Genomic DNA, 14,783 nt, shown 5'->3' with positions numbered 1-14,783 from the left:
CTCACGCCTCCCGGCGGAGGGCGCGCGGCGCGGCGTGGCGGCGCAGGGCGGGAGCCACCGGACGGCCGCGCAGCAGTCCCTCGACGGTGCCGGATTCCAAAGCGCGGCAATACATCTCGGCTGCCGGGCGGCAGGCGGCGAGGGTTTCGTCGATCTCGGTGTCGGTGTGCGCCGCGGAGGTGACGAACGACTGGCCGAGCACGCCGCGCTCGAGGAGTTCCTGGAGGAACAGGGTGCGGTAGGACTGGGACGGCCGTCCCTGCGGATCGCGGGTGAGGAAGATCAGGCAGGAGGGGCGGCCGACGACCTCGAGCCGGTCGCCGATGCCGAGTTCGGCGGCGATCTTGTTCACGCCGTCGGCGAGGCGGCGGCCCGCGTATTCCATGCGGCCGATGGGATCGGTCTCGGCGTAGGCGGCGACGACCGCGCGGAAGGCGGCCAGCGAGGCGGTCTCGGGGCCGTGGGTGGTCGACAGCAGGAAGACGCGGTCGCGTTCGGTGCGTAAACCGCCCAGCTCCATGAACTCTCGCCGCCCGGCCAGCGCGGAGATCGGGAAGCCGTTGCCCATGGCCTTGCCCCAGCACGACAGGTCGGGGGTGACGCCGTACACCTGTTGCGCGCCGCCCGTCGCCCAGCGGAAGCCGGTGATCATCTCGTCGAACACCAGCAGCGTCCCGGCGCGGTCGCACAGCTCGCGCACGGTGGCCAGGTAGCCTGGTTCGGGTTCGGCGAGGGCGGTGGCCGCCTCCATCACCACGCACGCGACCGTGCCCGAATCCAGCACGGCGGCAAGGGCTTCGGGATCGTTGTAGGGGAAGCGGACCGTGGCGGTCGGGGGGATGCCCGCGTTCATATCGGTGGTGCCGATGAACCAGTCGTCGACAGAGAAGAACGGCTGGGCGCACACGGCGACGGTTTCGCGGCCGGTGACCGCGCGGGCCAGCCGCACCGCCGCGGTGGTGGCGTCGGAGCCGTTCTTGGCGAACTTCACCATATCCGCGCCGGGGACCAGCGCGAGGAAGTCCTCGGCGGCCGCCAGTTCCAGCTCCGTCGGGCGGGAGAAGTTCACGCCCCCGGCGATCGCGGCCGTCACCGCCTCGACCACCGGGGCGTAGCCGTGGCCGAGGGTGACCGAGCGCAGGCCCATGCCGTATTCGATGTAGGCGTTGCCGTCGGCGTCCCACACGCGCGCGCCGTCGCCGCGCACCAGGATCGGGGTCATGAACTCCGGGTACTGGTCGGAACCGCGGGCGTAGGTGTGCGCGCCGCCGGGGACCAGGTCGTGCAGGCGGGCCTGAATCGCGTTGCTGCGGTGGAACTCTCGCATCAGGGCCGCCCGGGGAAGGCGACGGTGGACGCCCACAGCGCGTGGTCGGCGCGGCGGCCGGTGGGTCCGTGATGGTTGCGCATGATTCCCTCCTCCCGCAGTCCCGCGCAGGCGGCGACCGCGGCGGACTCGGTGTCGGCGGCGTCGATCTCGGTCGCCACCCGGTACAGCCCGAGGGTGTGGAAGGCGTGCTCCAGCACCACCCGGGTAGCCGCCGTGCGGACACCGATGTCGGCGCGAGCGGAGTCGGCCCAGGCGTGCAGCCGGGCATTGCGGTCGAACATGTCCAGATCGAACAGCCGGAACTCCCCGGCCCAGCGCCCGTCGACCTCGAGCACCAACACCAGCCCACCCGGAGACCGCAAACCCCCACGGCTACGGGCGAATTCACGCCACCACGCCCCCTCACCCGGCCCCGCCGTCCGCCGCCCCCCATCCGCGAACCGCCGCCCGCGCACCACCGCCCCGCCATACCCGGGCACCCCGAGCCGCACCGAGCACCCCCCGCGCATCGGCACCACCCGCCGCCGCACCCGCCCGGCCACCAACCGCCCCGCGAGATAGGCGACCATCACCCGCCGCCGCCAACGCCCGACCCCGGCGATGCCCTCGTCGCGGTGACACCGCGACGAGACGTCGAGCGCGGTCCTCGTCGCCAGCACGGTCCCGCCGGTCTCGACAACGCGGCCATCCCAGAGTCGCGCAGCCGCAAAGGATTTCGTCCCCTGACCCATGGGGCCGTCTTCCGCTGGCACCGCCGCCGAGGGTCCGGGCGTCTCGCCCATGTGGCCGTCTCCGGACCTCGCGATCACCGAAGGCTCGAGGGCCTCGCACGCGCGACCGTCTCCGAGGTGCGCGGTCCCCGAGGGTCGGCGTCCGTCGAACGGTTGGCCGTCTCCGGCTGGCATGGCCGCCGAGGGACGGGGTGCCTCGATCCCGATGCCGTCACCGGGCCGTGCGGTGGCCGGAGGTCCGGATCCGTTGAATGGTTGGCCGTCTCCGGCTGGCATGGCCGCCGAGGGACGGGGTGCCTCGGCCCCGATGCCGTCACCGGGCCGTGCGGTCGCTGAGGTGCCGGGTCCGTTGAACGGTTGGCCGTCTCCGGCTGGCATGGCCGCCGAGAGATGGGGGGCCTCGGACCCGAGGCTGTCATCGGGTTGTGCGGTTGTGCTCGGTGGGGCCGCGCCGGGGGTGGCGGTCTTCTCGCTGACGCGGTGGATCCAGTTGTGCGCGAAGCCGTTCGGGGGGATGTCGGCTCGGGTGAGGGCCCAAAGGGCGTGGTCGCGGCGGGTGCCGCCTACGTCGAAGTAGTGGGACATGAGCGCCTCGTGGACGAAGCCGAGGCCCTTCGCGCCGCGGGTGGCGGGGGTGTTGGCGGGGCAGATGGGGGCGACGATTCGGTCGAGGGCCAGGGTGGCGAAGCCGTGGTCGAGCATGAGGGCGGCGGCGAGGCCGCCGAGGCCGCGGCGGGCGTGGCGGGAATCGATCCAGATGCTCAATTCGGCTGTGCGGGTGTGGGAGTCGACGGCGACGAGTTCGCACTGGCCGGCGAAGGCGCCGTCGACCTCGATCACGCCGGCGACCCGGCGGCCGCGGCGGGCCTCGGCGGTGGCGACGAGGTATTCGCGGATCCATTGCGTCTCGGTGTGCCGGTCCGGCCACGGGTCGGGGGAGCTGTACCAGAACGGTTCGATCAGTTCCGCGTCGCGCAGCCGGATGCGCCGCCACGCGGCGTGGTCGTCGAGGCGCGGCGGGCGGATGAGCACGTGGGATCCGCCGAGTCGGGCCGGGCCCAGCGGGCGGGCGGTCATGTCCGCGGCCGCTGTTTGCCGAGCGGGGCGGTCTTCACCACGCCGTCGGTGCCGACCGACAGCCGCCAGTAGCCGCCCGCCGGATCCTTCAGCACCACACCGCCTTCGGGGCGATCCGACAGCCACGCCCCGCTGGGCAGCACCGCCGACACCACCCCGCCCGCCTGATCCTGCATCTGCACGATGTCGGTGTCGGGGCCGCCGGACTGCACCAACATCGTCCCGACGTACCGCGCGCCGCGCACCCGCCCGCGCCCGATGACGTGCCAGCCCTCGGGGAACGCTCGCGGATCCACCTCGTCGTGCGATCCGGAGATCAGGTTGATCGCCGTACCCTCCGGACAGCCGCGCGGATCGATGCGTATCTCGATGGGTGGTGCGTCCAGATCCGGATCGAACTGCACGTTCGCGAGATACGGCTGGCGACAATGGTTGAGCTGCAAGCCCGTTCCGCGCGCGGCGACCTTGCAGTTCACCATGCCGAACTGCGCGGGCCCCCCGGCCTCGGTGCCGATGGCCAGGGCGGTGTCGGCCCCCTCGAACCACACATTGGTGAACCACCAGTCGTTCGCGGGCCCGTCCACCACGACGTGCCGGTCGGTGGTGCGCGGATCGTTGTCGGAGACGAATTCGACGTTCGACAGGGCGAGCCCGGCGTTGTGGTCGCCGCCGGTGCCGCGCACGCCGACCCGGTTGTTGGTGAATTTGCTGGCGGTGACGTAGTTCTGGATGCACGAGGTCACCAGCCCGTAGCCGAAGTTGTTGATGTCGCAGTCGAGGAACGTGGTGCCGCCGGTGTTGGCCTCGAGCACCACGCCGCGCTGCTCGGCGTAGCGGGGGAAGTTCTCGGCGAGGTGATTGCCGCGCAACACCACCTGATCGAAGGTGCAGCGGAAACACTCGGTCAGCGTCACCGCCGTGGCGTGCTCGCCGGTGAGATAGCACCCGAGCCGCACGAACCGCACCCGCTGCCGTTTGCGCAGCTCGATCAGGGTCGCGTCGCCGTCGTAGAAGACGGTGCTCACGTCGGCGCCGTCCCCGAGAACCGTTGCGTAGTCCGGTAATTCGGGGAACTTGGTGACCCGGTACTGCCCCGACGGCAGATACAGCACCAGCGGCCGGTCCCCGACCGCGGCGGCGCGGGCGAGGGCGGCGGTGTCGTCGGCCTTGCCGTCGCCGACCGCGCCGAAATCGCGGACATCGCGCGCCGAGGGCGCCTCCCCGACGTGCGGGGAGCGGAAACCCGGTCGCGGATCGGGATCGTCGCCGGAACACGCCGCCAGCGATCCGGCCGCCGCGGCCCCGAGCGTCGCGGCGAGCATGCGCCGCCTGGCGAGCGGACCGGTCGGCGTCATCGGCGAGCCCCGAAGGCGGACAACAGGTTCCGCAACGCGTCGCGCTGCGGGGCGAACACCACCACACCGGTCAGCCGGTCCGGTCCGAGGGTGGCGAGCGCGCCGCGCAACTGCCCTTCGGTGCCGCCGAGTTCGACGATCCCGATGGTGATGTCGCAGCGCCGCGCCAACGCGAGCGCGTCCGCGGCCACCGGCACCGGCGCGGCCTCCACCACGACGTGGTCGTAGTCGCTGCACAGCTTCGCCATGATCTCGCCGAACCGTTCCGAGGACAGCAGATCCGGGGTGCGCAGGTCCGGCACGCCCAGCGGCAGCGCGCTCACCCCGACCTCGGGCCAGTAGGTGATGGCGTTGTCCAGCGGCGTGGAGCGGCGCAGCAGCTCCGACAGTCCCGCGCCGACGGTCGCGGGCATGCGGGTGGAGCTGCCCTCGCCGGTGGTGTCGGCGTCCACCAGCACCACCCGGCGGCCCGCGTCGGCCAGGGCGCGAGCCAGCCCGATCGCCACATCCGGTTCCGAATGCGGCGACAGCGAGGTCAGCAGCACCCGGAAATCGGGTTCGTCGGCCAGTCGCATCCGCAGACGCCGCAATTCGCCCGCGGCGCTGGGCTTTCCGTCGTCGATGATGCTCAGGATCGGCACCGGCACGATCTGCTCGACCTGGGTCGAGGTGCGCAGCCGCCGATCGAGCCGGTCGAGGGCGAGCGCGCCGAGGCCGCCGAGCACGAGCCCGCCCAGCAGGCCGAGCGCCAGCAGGCGGGTGGTCTGTGGGCCGTTGGGGCCGCTGGGCATCTGCGCTCGGTCGACGACGGCGACGCGGGCGGCGGGGGCCGCGTCGGACTGGATGGTCTCCAATTGGTCGACCAGATGCCGGAACTGGGACACCACCTCGTCGGTGATGCGGCGCGCCCCGTCGGGGGTGCGATCGGTCGCCGACACCACGATCAGGGTGGTGGCGGGGGGCGCGACCGCGGTGATCCGGCCGCGCAGGGTGTCCGCCGAAATCGTCAGTCCCAGTTGATCTTTCACGCGTTGCGCGACGGTCTGGCTGGTGACCAGTTCCAGATACGAGCGCACCCGTTGCTGGGCGGCGAGCCCGCCCTGATACGAGTCGTTGACCGAGGTGCCCGTCGCCATCGACACGTAACACGTGCTCGACGCGGTGTAGGTGGCGGTCTGGCTCCGGGCGTAGCCGTAGGCGGCGCCCACACAGACCAGGACGGCCAGCGTGATGACGGGCCAGCGCCGCCGGGCCAGTCGCCACAGATCGCTCAAACCCATTGCGCGGTCCTCGATTCCCCGGCCACCTGGCGCCGGTACTCACCCACCAGCAGATATGTGATCCAGACCAACACCATGGCCTGGAGGTATTTCCCGACGGTCTCCACGGTGCCGAGCATGCCCCGCTCGAACAGCACCGGCACCTCGATCAGCGCCAGCGCGAACACCGGCAGCGGCACCATCCGGCTGTACAGTGACCGCGTCCACAACAGCAGCAGCAGGAAGGTCACCGAAACCCCCAGCACCACACCGCCGTAGCCGCCGAGCACGTACCCCTCGTTGATATTGCCCTCGGCCAGCGACACCGAGACCTGGCTCATATCGGTCGACTGCCCGCGCACCCGCATCGCCCACTCCGCGCCGGACCGGAACTTCTCCGCGCCCAGCAGCTGCGACGGCACCAGGCTCTGCACCGCGTGCGAGACCACCTCGCCGGGCGTGAGCCACGAGTGCGGCCCGGCGTAGTAGGCGTCGGTGGCGGCCTCGAGTCCGTCGAAGCGGCGCAGCAGGCTCAGGAACGGGTGCACCACCGGGGGGTAGGACGAATCCGTCACGGCCGCTTCGGCTTTCGTGGCGGAGTCGGCCTTGAGCGACTGCAACCAGCCGAATCCGCCGAGGCCGAGCGCGGCGATCGCCAGCACCGCCGTGAGATTGGCGCGCGTCCAGCCGGTCATGGCGCAGCGCACGGCGATCGCGAGCGCGGCGCCCATGATCGGGGTCTTGGATTGGGTGGCCGCGGTCCACAGCAGCTCGCCCAGGGTCAGCGCGCCGAGGATGAGCACGGTGTCGCGGGTGCGGTCGGTGCGCAGATAGACGATCAGGCCGACCGCGCCGATGGTGGCGAGGATGCCGATCAGGTTGAGCACCGCGTTGGGGCTCTCCAATTCGCCCGCGCGCCCGTTGGTTCCGGTGGCGACCGCGGCCAGGCGACCGAGCGTGCCGAGGGCGTAGACGACGACGAGCGTCTGGCGGAACGTGCGATCCTCCGCGAACGGGATGGGCCGATGCGGCGGCTGTTCGACGCCGCGCCGGGACCGCGCCCACAGCGCGTAGCCGACGATCAGCGCGGCGTACACCCACAGCCCGAACGCCACCGGCCGCAGCACCGTGGCGATGCCGGGGTCGTAGCCGAGCGCGGCCAGCCGCGGATCGGGCAGGTTGTCGCCGAAGTGCGGTTCGGGCCGCACCCACAGCAGCACCACCGGCCGGGCGACGTAGGACAGCGACCAGTGCGCGGTCTGCGCGATCAGGACGACCCGGATCGGGCCGGGCAGCCACAGGGCCGCGAGCACGATCACGGCCAACGCGCCTGCGACCGAGGCTACTTGGGGCGGCGCGGCGCCCGTCACCGGGTGTCCTTCATCACCCGTATGTCCGCGCGACCCCGCCGGTCGTTACCCGATCGCATGAACGATCTCGCGGGCGCGATCGAGGTAGCTGTTCGCCCCGGTGACGATGCGGCGATACCCGGCCTCGGCGACCTTGGCGGCCTCGTCGGGGCGGCGCGCGCAGCGGTCGAGGATCTCCCGCAGTTCGGCGGGGGAGGAGAACAGGAAGCATTCGCTGCCCTCGGTGAGCAGCTCCGCGTGCTCGGCGGTGCGCTCGCCGACGAAAAGCCCACCGGCGGCGGGGATCTCGTAGCTGCGGCAGGTGTGGGTGTCGCGGTTGGCGGAGTTGAGCAGCACCAGATTGGCGGTCACCGCGGCCACCGCGAGGGAGAACCGTTCCCCGTACACGGGTCCGCGCACCGCCGCGCGGGTGCGGCGCAGCGGCGCGACCCGCCGCCAGCCCGGACCGTAGACGACGAAATCGTCGCCGTGCGCGCGGGCCAGATCGACCAGCAGGCCGGTGCGGTCGGGTCGCTGCGCGCCGATGAATCCGGCGAGGAAGCGTTCCCCGCCGCGCCGCGCGCAGGGGTGGTGCCAGGCGGGATCGTAGGCGCTGGCGACGTAGGCGACCGCTCGCGCGCCGCGCTCGCGCAGTTCGGGGACGTTGTGCCGCTTGGTGGTGACGATCAGATCCCACTCCGATTCGCGCGCGAGGTATTCGGCGCTGGTGTTCTCGGGATTGGCGACGTCGTCGGGGCTGTAGTGCACGCGCAGCGCCGCCGGGACCGACAGCAGCCTGCCCTGGTCGAGATGGACGGATTTGAACGCGAACAGCATATCGGGCGCGAAATCCCGTGCGAGCGCGTCGATTTCGTCGTGAACGGCGGCCACGTCCCAGGGGGCGCGGCGGCCGGTGGCCTTGGCGTAGGTCCAGGCCGGGGACAGCCGGGCCGGGAGGGTGACCGCGGTGGTGTCGACGACGAGCACCTCGTGCCCGGCCGCGCGGAATCCGTCGGCGAGCGAGCGCGCGTTGCTGCCGACCCAATCATCGCCCAGATACAGGATTCTCACGTCGCGTCCGCCTCGAGCGCCAGCACGGCCGGGGTTTCGGGTGCGGCGTCGCGGGCCGCGCGTTCCCGGAGCACCAGCCACCGCATCCGGACGAGATACCACAGCGCGACCGAGATCTCCGCGCACAGGGTGCCGTACACCAGCGTCCACACCGAATGGGTGTGCACGGCGATCGTCAGCGCGCCCGCCGCCACGGCCGTGCCGATCACCGCCCCGACGAGCACGCCGACGGTGTCCTGCCGGACCGGCAGCACGGCGGTGGTGACGAACGAGGTGATCGTGGTGGCGGGCAGGATCAGCACCTCGAGCCGCAGCAGCGGCACCGCCCCGGTGAACGCGCCGCCGAACATGATGTGGATCAACAGCGGCGCGGCCAGCCACACACCCAGCACCGCGAGCACCGCCGCCGAGACGCACGCGCCGAGCGAGCGGATCGAGTGCCGCCAGAACGACTCGTCGGCGCTGCGGCGGGCCATGCGCGGCAGCAACGCGAAACCGATGGGGTCGAGCAGGGATTGGATGGCGCGCACCAACCGGTCGCCCGCCGAGTACAGGCCCAGCGAGGCGGCGTCGAGGACCGCGGCGTACACCGCCGCCGACCCCTGACCGTAGCTGGTGACCAGCGCCCGCGACGTCACCACCGGCGCGCCGATCCGCAGCACCTGCCCGAACCGCCCCGGCCGTCCCGGAATCCCGAAGGTGCGCAACGCGTCCCACCAGGTGAGCGCGACGGTCACCAGCGACGACAACAACAGGCACAGCATCGCGGTGGACGCGCTGGGCAGCCGCGGCAGCAGCACCACCAGCAGCGCCAGATAGCCGACCCGGCCGATGCCCTGATACAGGGTGGACGCCCCGAACCGGCCCTGCCCGATGAGCAGCCAGTCCTCCGAGATCGACCACACGCCACCGGCGAACAGGCCCAGCAGGATCATGTGCAGCGGCGGCCGCACCCCGGCGACGAGGCTCACCAGCAACGCCAGCCCGAGCACGGTCAGAGTGGTGGCGCGGATGGCGAAGTAGGTGCCGCGCAGCCGGGCGATGTCGGCGCCGGTGTCGTCGTCGTGCACCTTGGCCGCGAGGAACGAGGTGATGCCCAGATCCACCGCGAGCGAGCCGATGAAGTACGCGGACATGCCGATCGCCAGCAGGCCCACGCCGTGCGTGCCGAGCTGGCGCGCGATGAGCGGCAGCGTGACCACGGTGATGACGTACTGGCCGTACTTGCCGAAACTCACGTAGCCGATGTCGCGCAGCACGGCCAGCGGGCCGTGCTTGACCGGTCGCGGGCGAGGCCCGGTCTCGTCGGATTCGGTCATGCCGCACTCACTTTCGCCGTACCGAGCCCAGCAGCGCCGCCACGGTGCGGGCCGACTCGGCGATGTCGAAACGGCGCGCGCGCAGCTGGGCGGCGTCGGCGAGCTCGGCGCGCGTTCCGGGGTCGTGGATGAGGGTGTCGAGGGCCGCGGTGAGCGCGGCACGGTCACCGGCGGGGACGAGCAGACCGCTGCGGCCGTGTTCGACGATCTCGGCCGGGCCGCCGGGGCGGGTCGCGATCACCGCGCAACCCGCCCGCATGCCCTCGGCGACGACCTGACCGAACGGTTCGGGCAGCACCGAGCAGTGCACGAGGATGTCGGCCTGGCGCAGCCGGTCCTCCGGGTCGTCGACGTGCCCGGTGAAGGTCACCGGCAGCGCGAGGTCGGCGGCGAGGCGTTCGAGTTCGGCGTGGTAGGGCTCCTCGTCGAAGAACGCGCCGCCGATCAGAAGGATGTGGCGCGGAACGGTTTTCGCGTCCGCGATCGCGCGCAGGAACAGGTCCTGGCCCTTCCACGGCGCGAGCCTACCGACCATCGCCACCACGGTGTCGGCGGGCGGGCGCTGGGCGGGCCGGGGCCGGGGCGGCCGGGGTTCGAGGCCGGGGTAGGCGACCGCGGCCGGGCGTCGCCAGGTGTGCAGGGTGGCGAGGGTGGCGCGGCTGTTGGCGAGGTAGGCGTGCGCGAGCAGCCAGCCGAGCAGCCGGATGAACGGGGCGAGGGCGCGGCCGAAGTAGTCCGCGGCGACGCGGTCGTGCACCTGCCACACCAGCGGCACCCGGGCGCGGCGGGCGGCGACCGCCCCCATGAGCAGCGCCTTCGTGCTCTGCGCGACCAGCACCGTGCCCTCCAGTTCCCGTACCGCGGCGCCGACCCGCCAGCCCACGCGCAGCAGCTCGAGACCCCCGGCGAGCAGCCGCCGGGGGCTCGCCGTCGCGATGGTCATCGTTCGGCTGTCGAAATCGTTTCGCAGCAGCCGGGTTTCGATGCCGCGCTCGCGGGTGCGCGCGACCATCGGGCCGTCGGCGGTGTACACGACCGCCGGGTCGAGGTGGGCGCGCAGCGCGGACACCAGGCGGAGCATGGCCAGTTCGGCCCCGGACGGGACCGCGGTGTGGGCGAGGAAGACCGCTCTCATGCCGCCAGCTCGCGGTAGAGGGCGAGATGGGCGCGCGCGGCGCGGGTCCAGGTGAACGATTCCGCGTGCGCGCGGCACTGTTTCGCGGTGGGCAGGGGGCCGTCGAGGGCGGCCGTCAGGCGGTCGGCGAGCGCCTCGGCGTCGTCGGGGGGCACGATCAGCGACGGGTCGAGTCCGCGCACGGAGTCGGGCAGGCCGCCGCAGTCGGTGACGATCGGGGCGCGCCCCGCGGCGAGCGATTCCAGCGCGATGAGCCCGAAACCCTCGAGGGCGCGCGAGGGCACCACCGTGCAGGCGGCGCGGGCGTAGAGGCGGGTCAGTTCGTCGTCGCCGACGCGGCCGGCGAAGGTGATCGTGTCGTCGTGGGCGGCGCGCACGCGCAATTCGCCTGCGGCCGTGCCGGTTCCGACGATGAGCAGTCGCGCCTCGGGGTGGCGCGCGATCACGCCCGGCCAGGCGCGCAGCAGGACGTCGATGCCCATGCGACGTTCGAGGCGGCGCACGCACAGCACGAGCGGGGCGGCGTCGGCCTGGGGCGGTTCGGGGATGGGGAACCGGTCGAGGTCCACCCCGGGCGCGATGACGGCGATCCGCTCGGCGGGCACCCGGTAGTCGGTGGCGAGCAGATCGCGAAAGCGGTCCGACAACACCACGAACCGGTCGGCGCGGGCGTAGCGCAGCCGTTCGAGAAGATATTTCGCGCGCACCGCCCGCCCGGATTCCCCGGCCGCCCGGCTCTCCCGCGCCCACGGCCCGTGGAAATGGACCACGAGCGGTCCCGGGGCCGGTGGGCCGTACAAACAGAAATGGCGATCCACGATCGTTTCCCGCGATATTTCCGTCCGGTCGAAAAACGCGCGACGCCCGCGTGCCAGGGTCGTCCCCCCGGTCGCCCCCCAGCTCCGCCCGCCCTCCGGCGCGTCCCCGAAAGCCGTTGCGGTGACCCGAATATCATCCATCCCGCGCAGCGCCCCGAACAGATCGGTGAAATACCGATTCAACCCCCCGGGACTCGCGGAAAACCATTCCGCCCCGGTCATGTGCACGCGCAGCCCTACCATACAATTCCTGAGTCGATGGATTGCCCCGGCCCCGCCCGCGACACGGACTTCCGTCCGTCAGTCAGTGTAGGACACCCGGGCCGGAAACGCGGATCGACGCGGGCCGGACCGCCCGAGCGACCATACCGACCGGAACCATGTTGGTGCGGAAGGGTTTTGGGGTCGTTGCGTAACGATCGGTGGCGTGGTGCGATGGAATGACCGATCAACCGGCGGTGTCCGGACGTGCGGAGGGAACTACACAGTGGGGAAGTTCGGTGCGCGGCCCGGGGACGGGGAGATCCGGGTCCTGGTCGAGAACGGGGAGTACTGGCTGCGCAATCGGGGGGATATCGCCATGATGGCGGTCACCGTGGAGCGGTTGCGGGAGCGGTGGGCGGGGGCGCGGATCGGGGTGCTCACCGATCAGCCGCGGATTCTGCGGGCGGTGGTGCCGGAGGCGGAGCCGATCTGTCTGGCCGGGGGCGGGCACTGGCCGGAGCGGAGTCCGTGGGATCGGCCGGTGGGGGCGGCCGTGTTGCGGTGGCGGGCGGCCACCGACGGGCCCAAGTCGCGGGTGCGCGCGCTGCGTCGGAAGGCGGTCGCCGCGGACCTCGAGCCGAGCCTGCCGTCGTTGCCCGCCGCGGCGGCCGACGCCTCGCTCGTGCTCGCACAGGGCGGCGGATACCTCACCGACGTCGACCGCTACCAGGCCCGCCGCACCCTGACGCTGCTGGAATACGCGCAATCGCAAGGCATTCCGACCGCCATGATCGGACAGGGCATCGGCCCGCTGGAGGATCCGGCGCTGCTCGACCTCGCCGCGCGGGTCCTGCCCGGCGTCGGGCTCATCGCGCTGCGGGAGGGCCGCCGCGGCCCGGCCCTGCTCGTCGATCTGGGCGTCGCGCCCGAACGCGTCCTGGTCACCGGGGACGACGCGGTGGAACTGGCCTATCGGCTGCGCCCCGACGACCTCGGCGGCGATCTCGGAATCTGTTTGCGCGTGGCCGATTACGCGCGGGTGAGCGACCACGCCCGGACGGTGCTCGGGTCACGGGTGCGGGGCCTGTCGGCCGAATTCGGCGCGCCCCTGGCCCCGCTCATCATCTCCGAGTACGACTCCGAGGACCGCCGCTGCACGCTGCCGCTGCTCGCGGGCGCCCCGCGGGTGCGCCGCCCGGCCGGGCGCGGCGCGAGCGCCGCCGACGTGGCCCGCCAGGTCTCGCGCTGCCGCGTCGTGGTGACCAGCGCCTACCATCTCGCGGTCTTCGCGCTCGCCCAAGGGGTTCCGGCCGTGGGCGTCACCGCCTCGCGCTACTACGACGACAAGTTCCACGGCCTCGCCGAGATGTTCGGCACCGGACTGGAGGTGGTCGACCTGCGCGGCGACGGCCTCGACGCGGCGCTCACCGAGGCCGTCCGCCGCCAATGGGAGCGCGCGCCCGAACTCCGGGAACCGTTGTGGCGCAAGGCCGAGGACCAGATCGCCGCGGGCCGCCGCGCCCTGGACCGCGTCTTCGGGCTCGTGGCGGACGAACCGACCATCGCACCCGCCCAGGGGGAGCTATGACGACCCTGTCGATCTGCGTACCGGCCTACAACGCCGCCCGCACCCTCGAGACCACCCTGCGCTCGATCCTCGACCAGGACCTGGACTTCGAGGTCGCCGTGCTCGACAACGCCAGCACCGACGCCACCGCCGAGATCGCGCACTCCTTCGACGACCACCGCGTGCACCCGCACCACAACGACCGCCTGCTGCCCATCGGGGAGAACTGGAACAAGGCGGTCGCGCTGTCCTCGGGCGAGCTGGTCAAGGTCGTCTGCGCCGACGACATCCTGCTGCCCGGCGCGCTGAAAGCGCAGGTCGATCTGCTGGCCGATCGCGAGATCGCCTGCGCCGCCGCCAAATTCGAGGTCATCGACGAATCCGGCGCGGTGGAGGAGACCGATCTGGGCCTGCCCGGCCTGCTCGGCCCGCAACCGGCCGGGGCGCTCATGCGCACGATCGTGCGGCGCGGCCCGGCCGACTTCGGGCCGACCGCGGCGGCGATGTTCCGCCGCCGCGACTTCGAACGCGCGGGCGGTTTCCGGGGCGATCTGGTGTTCCCGATGGACGTGGACCTGTTCGCCCGGGTCTGCGAATTCGGGCTGTTCTACGGGATGCCGGCCATCCTCGCCGCCTGGCGCAACTCCTCGTTCAACCTGTGCAGCAACACCTCCACGGTGTCCAAGCTCACCGAGATGGCGCGCTTCCATCACCGGCTGGGCCGCGAATATCCGGACCTGATCGCGGTTTCCGATGTGCTGGCCGGGGATGTGCGCCTGGTGCGCCAGGCGCTGGAACGGCTGCGGATCCGGTCGGCGGACGCGCTCAGATCGACGAGGTCGGCCCGTAGGTGATCACGGTGTCACCGCTGGCGCCGACGACCTTCACGAACGGCCGGATGGTGGTGGTTCCGAGCACCCCGGTGACCGTGCCGTGGAAGCCGGACATCTGCACGAAACCCTCGGTGCCGGAGATGTCGCCGCCCGCGCATTCGATGGTCTGGATGCCCGGCCCGAATCCGGCCTCCACCTCGACGCCGACCCGGGGGATCAGATCGAACACGTCGAGCTTGGGATCGTTGCCGAGCTCCAATTCCAGTCCGGGCGTCTGATATTGGAATCTGATCTTGCCGTTGAGCGTGGCCGGATAGCCGACCATGTAGCCGATCGTGATGTGCCCGTGCCAGTTCTCGGCCCCGGGCCCCGACACCCGGTAGCTGGCCCGCCCGTTGTGGAACCACTCGCGGGTCAGCGGATTGCCGTCCAGCGGGGCCACGAAATCGATGCGGGTGTCCTCGGAGATGGCCTCCACGGTGCGCTGACCGTGATCGACGATGCCCGCGACGCCGTCCACCCCGGCCGATGCGGTCCCGAGCCCCGCGAGCACGCCGAAGGTCGCGGCGACGGCGGCGGCTGTGGTCCGCGCGGCGGCGCGGGTGTGCTTGCTGTAGTTCATGTTCCGACTCCCTCATCCTCGGGCGCGTTGTGCCGCCGCGCCGAAAGTTGCTGCCGGTCCGTACCGACTGTTCCTCCCGCACCGGTCGCGGTGCGGCCCCGTCCGTCGAGCAT

12 protein-coding genes are annotated in these 14,783 nt (G+C 72.0%); 2 read left to right on the top strand and 10 right to left on the bottom strand.

The window, feature by feature from the left end; genetic code table 11:
- Position 1: 1 nt before the first annotated feature.
- From ACWDSJ_RS31790 to ACWDSJ_RS31750, 9 genes are read right to left on the bottom strand one after another with little or no spacing between them, the layout of a single operon-like run.
- A complete protein-coding gene (locus ACWDSJ_RS31790) occupies positions 2-1,327 on the bottom strand; it encodes a glutamate-1-semialdehyde 2,1-aminomutase (protein ID WP_450036305.1) in 1,326 nt (441 codons plus the stop codon).
- The gene (locus ACWDSJ_RS31785; protein WP_450036304.1) at positions 1,327-3,138 is read right to left on the bottom strand and encodes a GNAT family N-acetyltransferase; all 1,812 of its coding nucleotides are present in this window, start codon (positions 3,136-3,138) and stop codon (positions 1,327-1,329) included. Before ACWDSJ_RS31785 ends, ACWDSJ_RS31790 begins: the two co-directional genes overlap by 1 nt.
- Positions 3,135-4,493, bottom strand: a complete 1,359-nt coding sequence (locus tag ACWDSJ_RS31780; RefSeq protein ID WP_450036302.1) for a glycosyl hydrolase family 28-related protein — start codon at positions 4,491-4,493, stop codon at positions 3,135-3,137. Before ACWDSJ_RS31780 ends, ACWDSJ_RS31785 begins: the two co-directional genes overlap by 4 nt.
- Entirely contained in the window at positions 4,490-5,773 is a 1,284-nt protein-coding gene (locus ACWDSJ_RS31775; RefSeq protein ID WP_450036301.1) for a Wzz/FepE/Etk N-terminal domain-containing protein, read from the bottom strand. The genes ACWDSJ_RS31780 and ACWDSJ_RS31775 overlap by 4 nt, the downstream gene beginning before the upstream one ends.
- Positions 5,764-7,122, bottom strand: a complete 1,359-nt coding sequence (locus tag ACWDSJ_RS31770) for a hypothetical protein (protein WP_450036299.1) — start codon at positions 7,120-7,122, stop codon at positions 5,764-5,766. The genes ACWDSJ_RS31775 and ACWDSJ_RS31770 overlap by 10 nt, the downstream gene beginning before the upstream one ends.
- A gap of 45 nt (positions 7,123-7,167) precedes the next feature.
- Positions 7,168-8,172: a CgeB family protein gene (locus ACWDSJ_RS31765; RefSeq protein WP_450036298.1), complete on the bottom strand. Its 1,005-nt coding sequence runs from the start codon at positions 8,170-8,172 to the stop codon at positions 7,168-7,170.
- Entirely contained in the window at positions 8,169-9,491 is a 1,323-nt protein-coding gene (locus tag ACWDSJ_RS31760) for a lipopolysaccharide biosynthesis protein (RefSeq protein ID WP_450036296.1), read from the bottom strand. The genes ACWDSJ_RS31765 and ACWDSJ_RS31760 overlap by 4 nt, the downstream gene beginning before the upstream one ends.
- A 7-nt stretch (positions 9,492-9,498) precedes the next feature.
- Positions 9,499-10,626, bottom strand: a complete 1,128-nt coding sequence (locus ACWDSJ_RS31755; RefSeq protein WP_450036294.1) for a glycosyltransferase family 4 protein — start codon at positions 10,624-10,626, stop codon at positions 9,499-9,501.
- A complete protein-coding gene (locus tag ACWDSJ_RS31750) occupies positions 10,623-11,666 on the bottom strand; it encodes a glycosyltransferase family 4 protein (protein WP_450036361.1) in 1,044 nt (347 codons plus the stop codon). Before ACWDSJ_RS31750 ends, ACWDSJ_RS31755 begins: the two co-directional genes overlap by 4 nt.
- Before the next feature lie 265 nt (positions 11,667-11,931).
- On the opposite strand from ACWDSJ_RS31750, the gene ACWDSJ_RS31745 reads away from it, so the two are divergent.
- Together ACWDSJ_RS31745 and ACWDSJ_RS31740 are read left to right on the top strand one after the other, a co-directional pair.
- Positions 11,932-13,236, top strand: coding sequence for a polysaccharide pyruvyl transferase family protein (locus ACWDSJ_RS31745; protein WP_450036292.1), 1,305 nt, complete (start codon positions 11,932-11,934; stop codon positions 13,234-13,236).
- Positions 13,233-14,069 carry a glycosyltransferase family 2 protein gene (locus ACWDSJ_RS31740; protein ID WP_450036290.1) on the top strand — a complete coding sequence of 279 codons (837 nt, stop codon included), beginning with the start codon at positions 13,233-13,235 and terminating at the stop codon, positions 14,067-14,069. Before ACWDSJ_RS31745 ends, ACWDSJ_RS31740 begins: the two co-directional genes overlap by 4 nt.
- Here ACWDSJ_RS31740 and ACWDSJ_RS31735 read toward each other — a convergent pair.
- The gene (locus ACWDSJ_RS31735; RefSeq protein WP_450036288.1) at positions 14,041-14,670 is read right to left on the bottom strand and encodes an MspA family porin; all 630 of its coding nucleotides are present in this window, start codon (positions 14,668-14,670) and stop codon (positions 14,041-14,043) included. The two genes, ACWDSJ_RS31740 and ACWDSJ_RS31735, sit on opposite strands and share 29 nt — an antisense overlap.
- Positions 14,671-14,783: the final 113 nt, after the last annotated feature.

This window comes from Nocardia sp. NPDC003482, from assembly GCF_053588115.1.
The sequence above is the reverse complement of the archived record's forward strand: the minus strand, read 5'-3'. Positions and strand labels throughout refer to the sequence as shown.

Excerpts from the sequence above, each read along its gene's own strand:
- ACWDSJ_RS31790 (WP_450036305.1), bottom strand. The coding sequence starts at position 1,327 with ATGCGAGAGTTCCACCGCAGCAACGCGATTCAGGCCCGCCTGCACGAC.
- ACWDSJ_RS31785 (WP_450036304.1), bottom strand. The coding sequence starts at position 3,138 with ATGACCGCCCGCCCGCTGGGCCCGGCCCGACTCGGCGGATCCCACGTG.
- ACWDSJ_RS31780 (WP_450036302.1), bottom strand. The coding sequence starts at position 4,493 with ATGACGCCGACCGGTCCGCTCGCCAGGCGGCGCATGCTCGCCGCGACG.
- ACWDSJ_RS31775 (WP_450036301.1), bottom strand. The coding sequence starts at position 5,773 with ATGGGTTTGAGCGATCTGTGGCGACTGGCCCGGCGGCGCTGGCCCGTC.
- ACWDSJ_RS31760 (WP_450036296.1), bottom strand. The coding sequence starts at position 9,491 with ATGACCGAATCCGACGAGACCGGGCCTCGCCCGCGACCGGTCAAGCAC.
- ACWDSJ_RS31755 (WP_450036294.1), bottom strand. The coding sequence starts at position 10,626 with ATGAGAGCGGTCTTCCTCGCCCACACCGCGGTCCCGTCCGGGGCCGAA.
- ACWDSJ_RS31750 (WP_450036361.1), bottom strand. The coding sequence starts at position 11,666 with ATGACCGGGGCGGAATGGTTTTCCGCGAGTCCCGGGGGGTTGAATCGG.
- ACWDSJ_RS31740 (WP_450036290.1), top strand. The coding sequence starts at position 13,233 with ATGACGACCCTGTCGATCTGCGTACCGGCCTACAACGCCGCCCGCACC.
- ACWDSJ_RS31735 (WP_450036288.1), bottom strand. The coding sequence starts at position 14,670 with ATGAACTACAGCAAGCACACCCGCGCCGCCGCGCGGACCACAGCCGCC.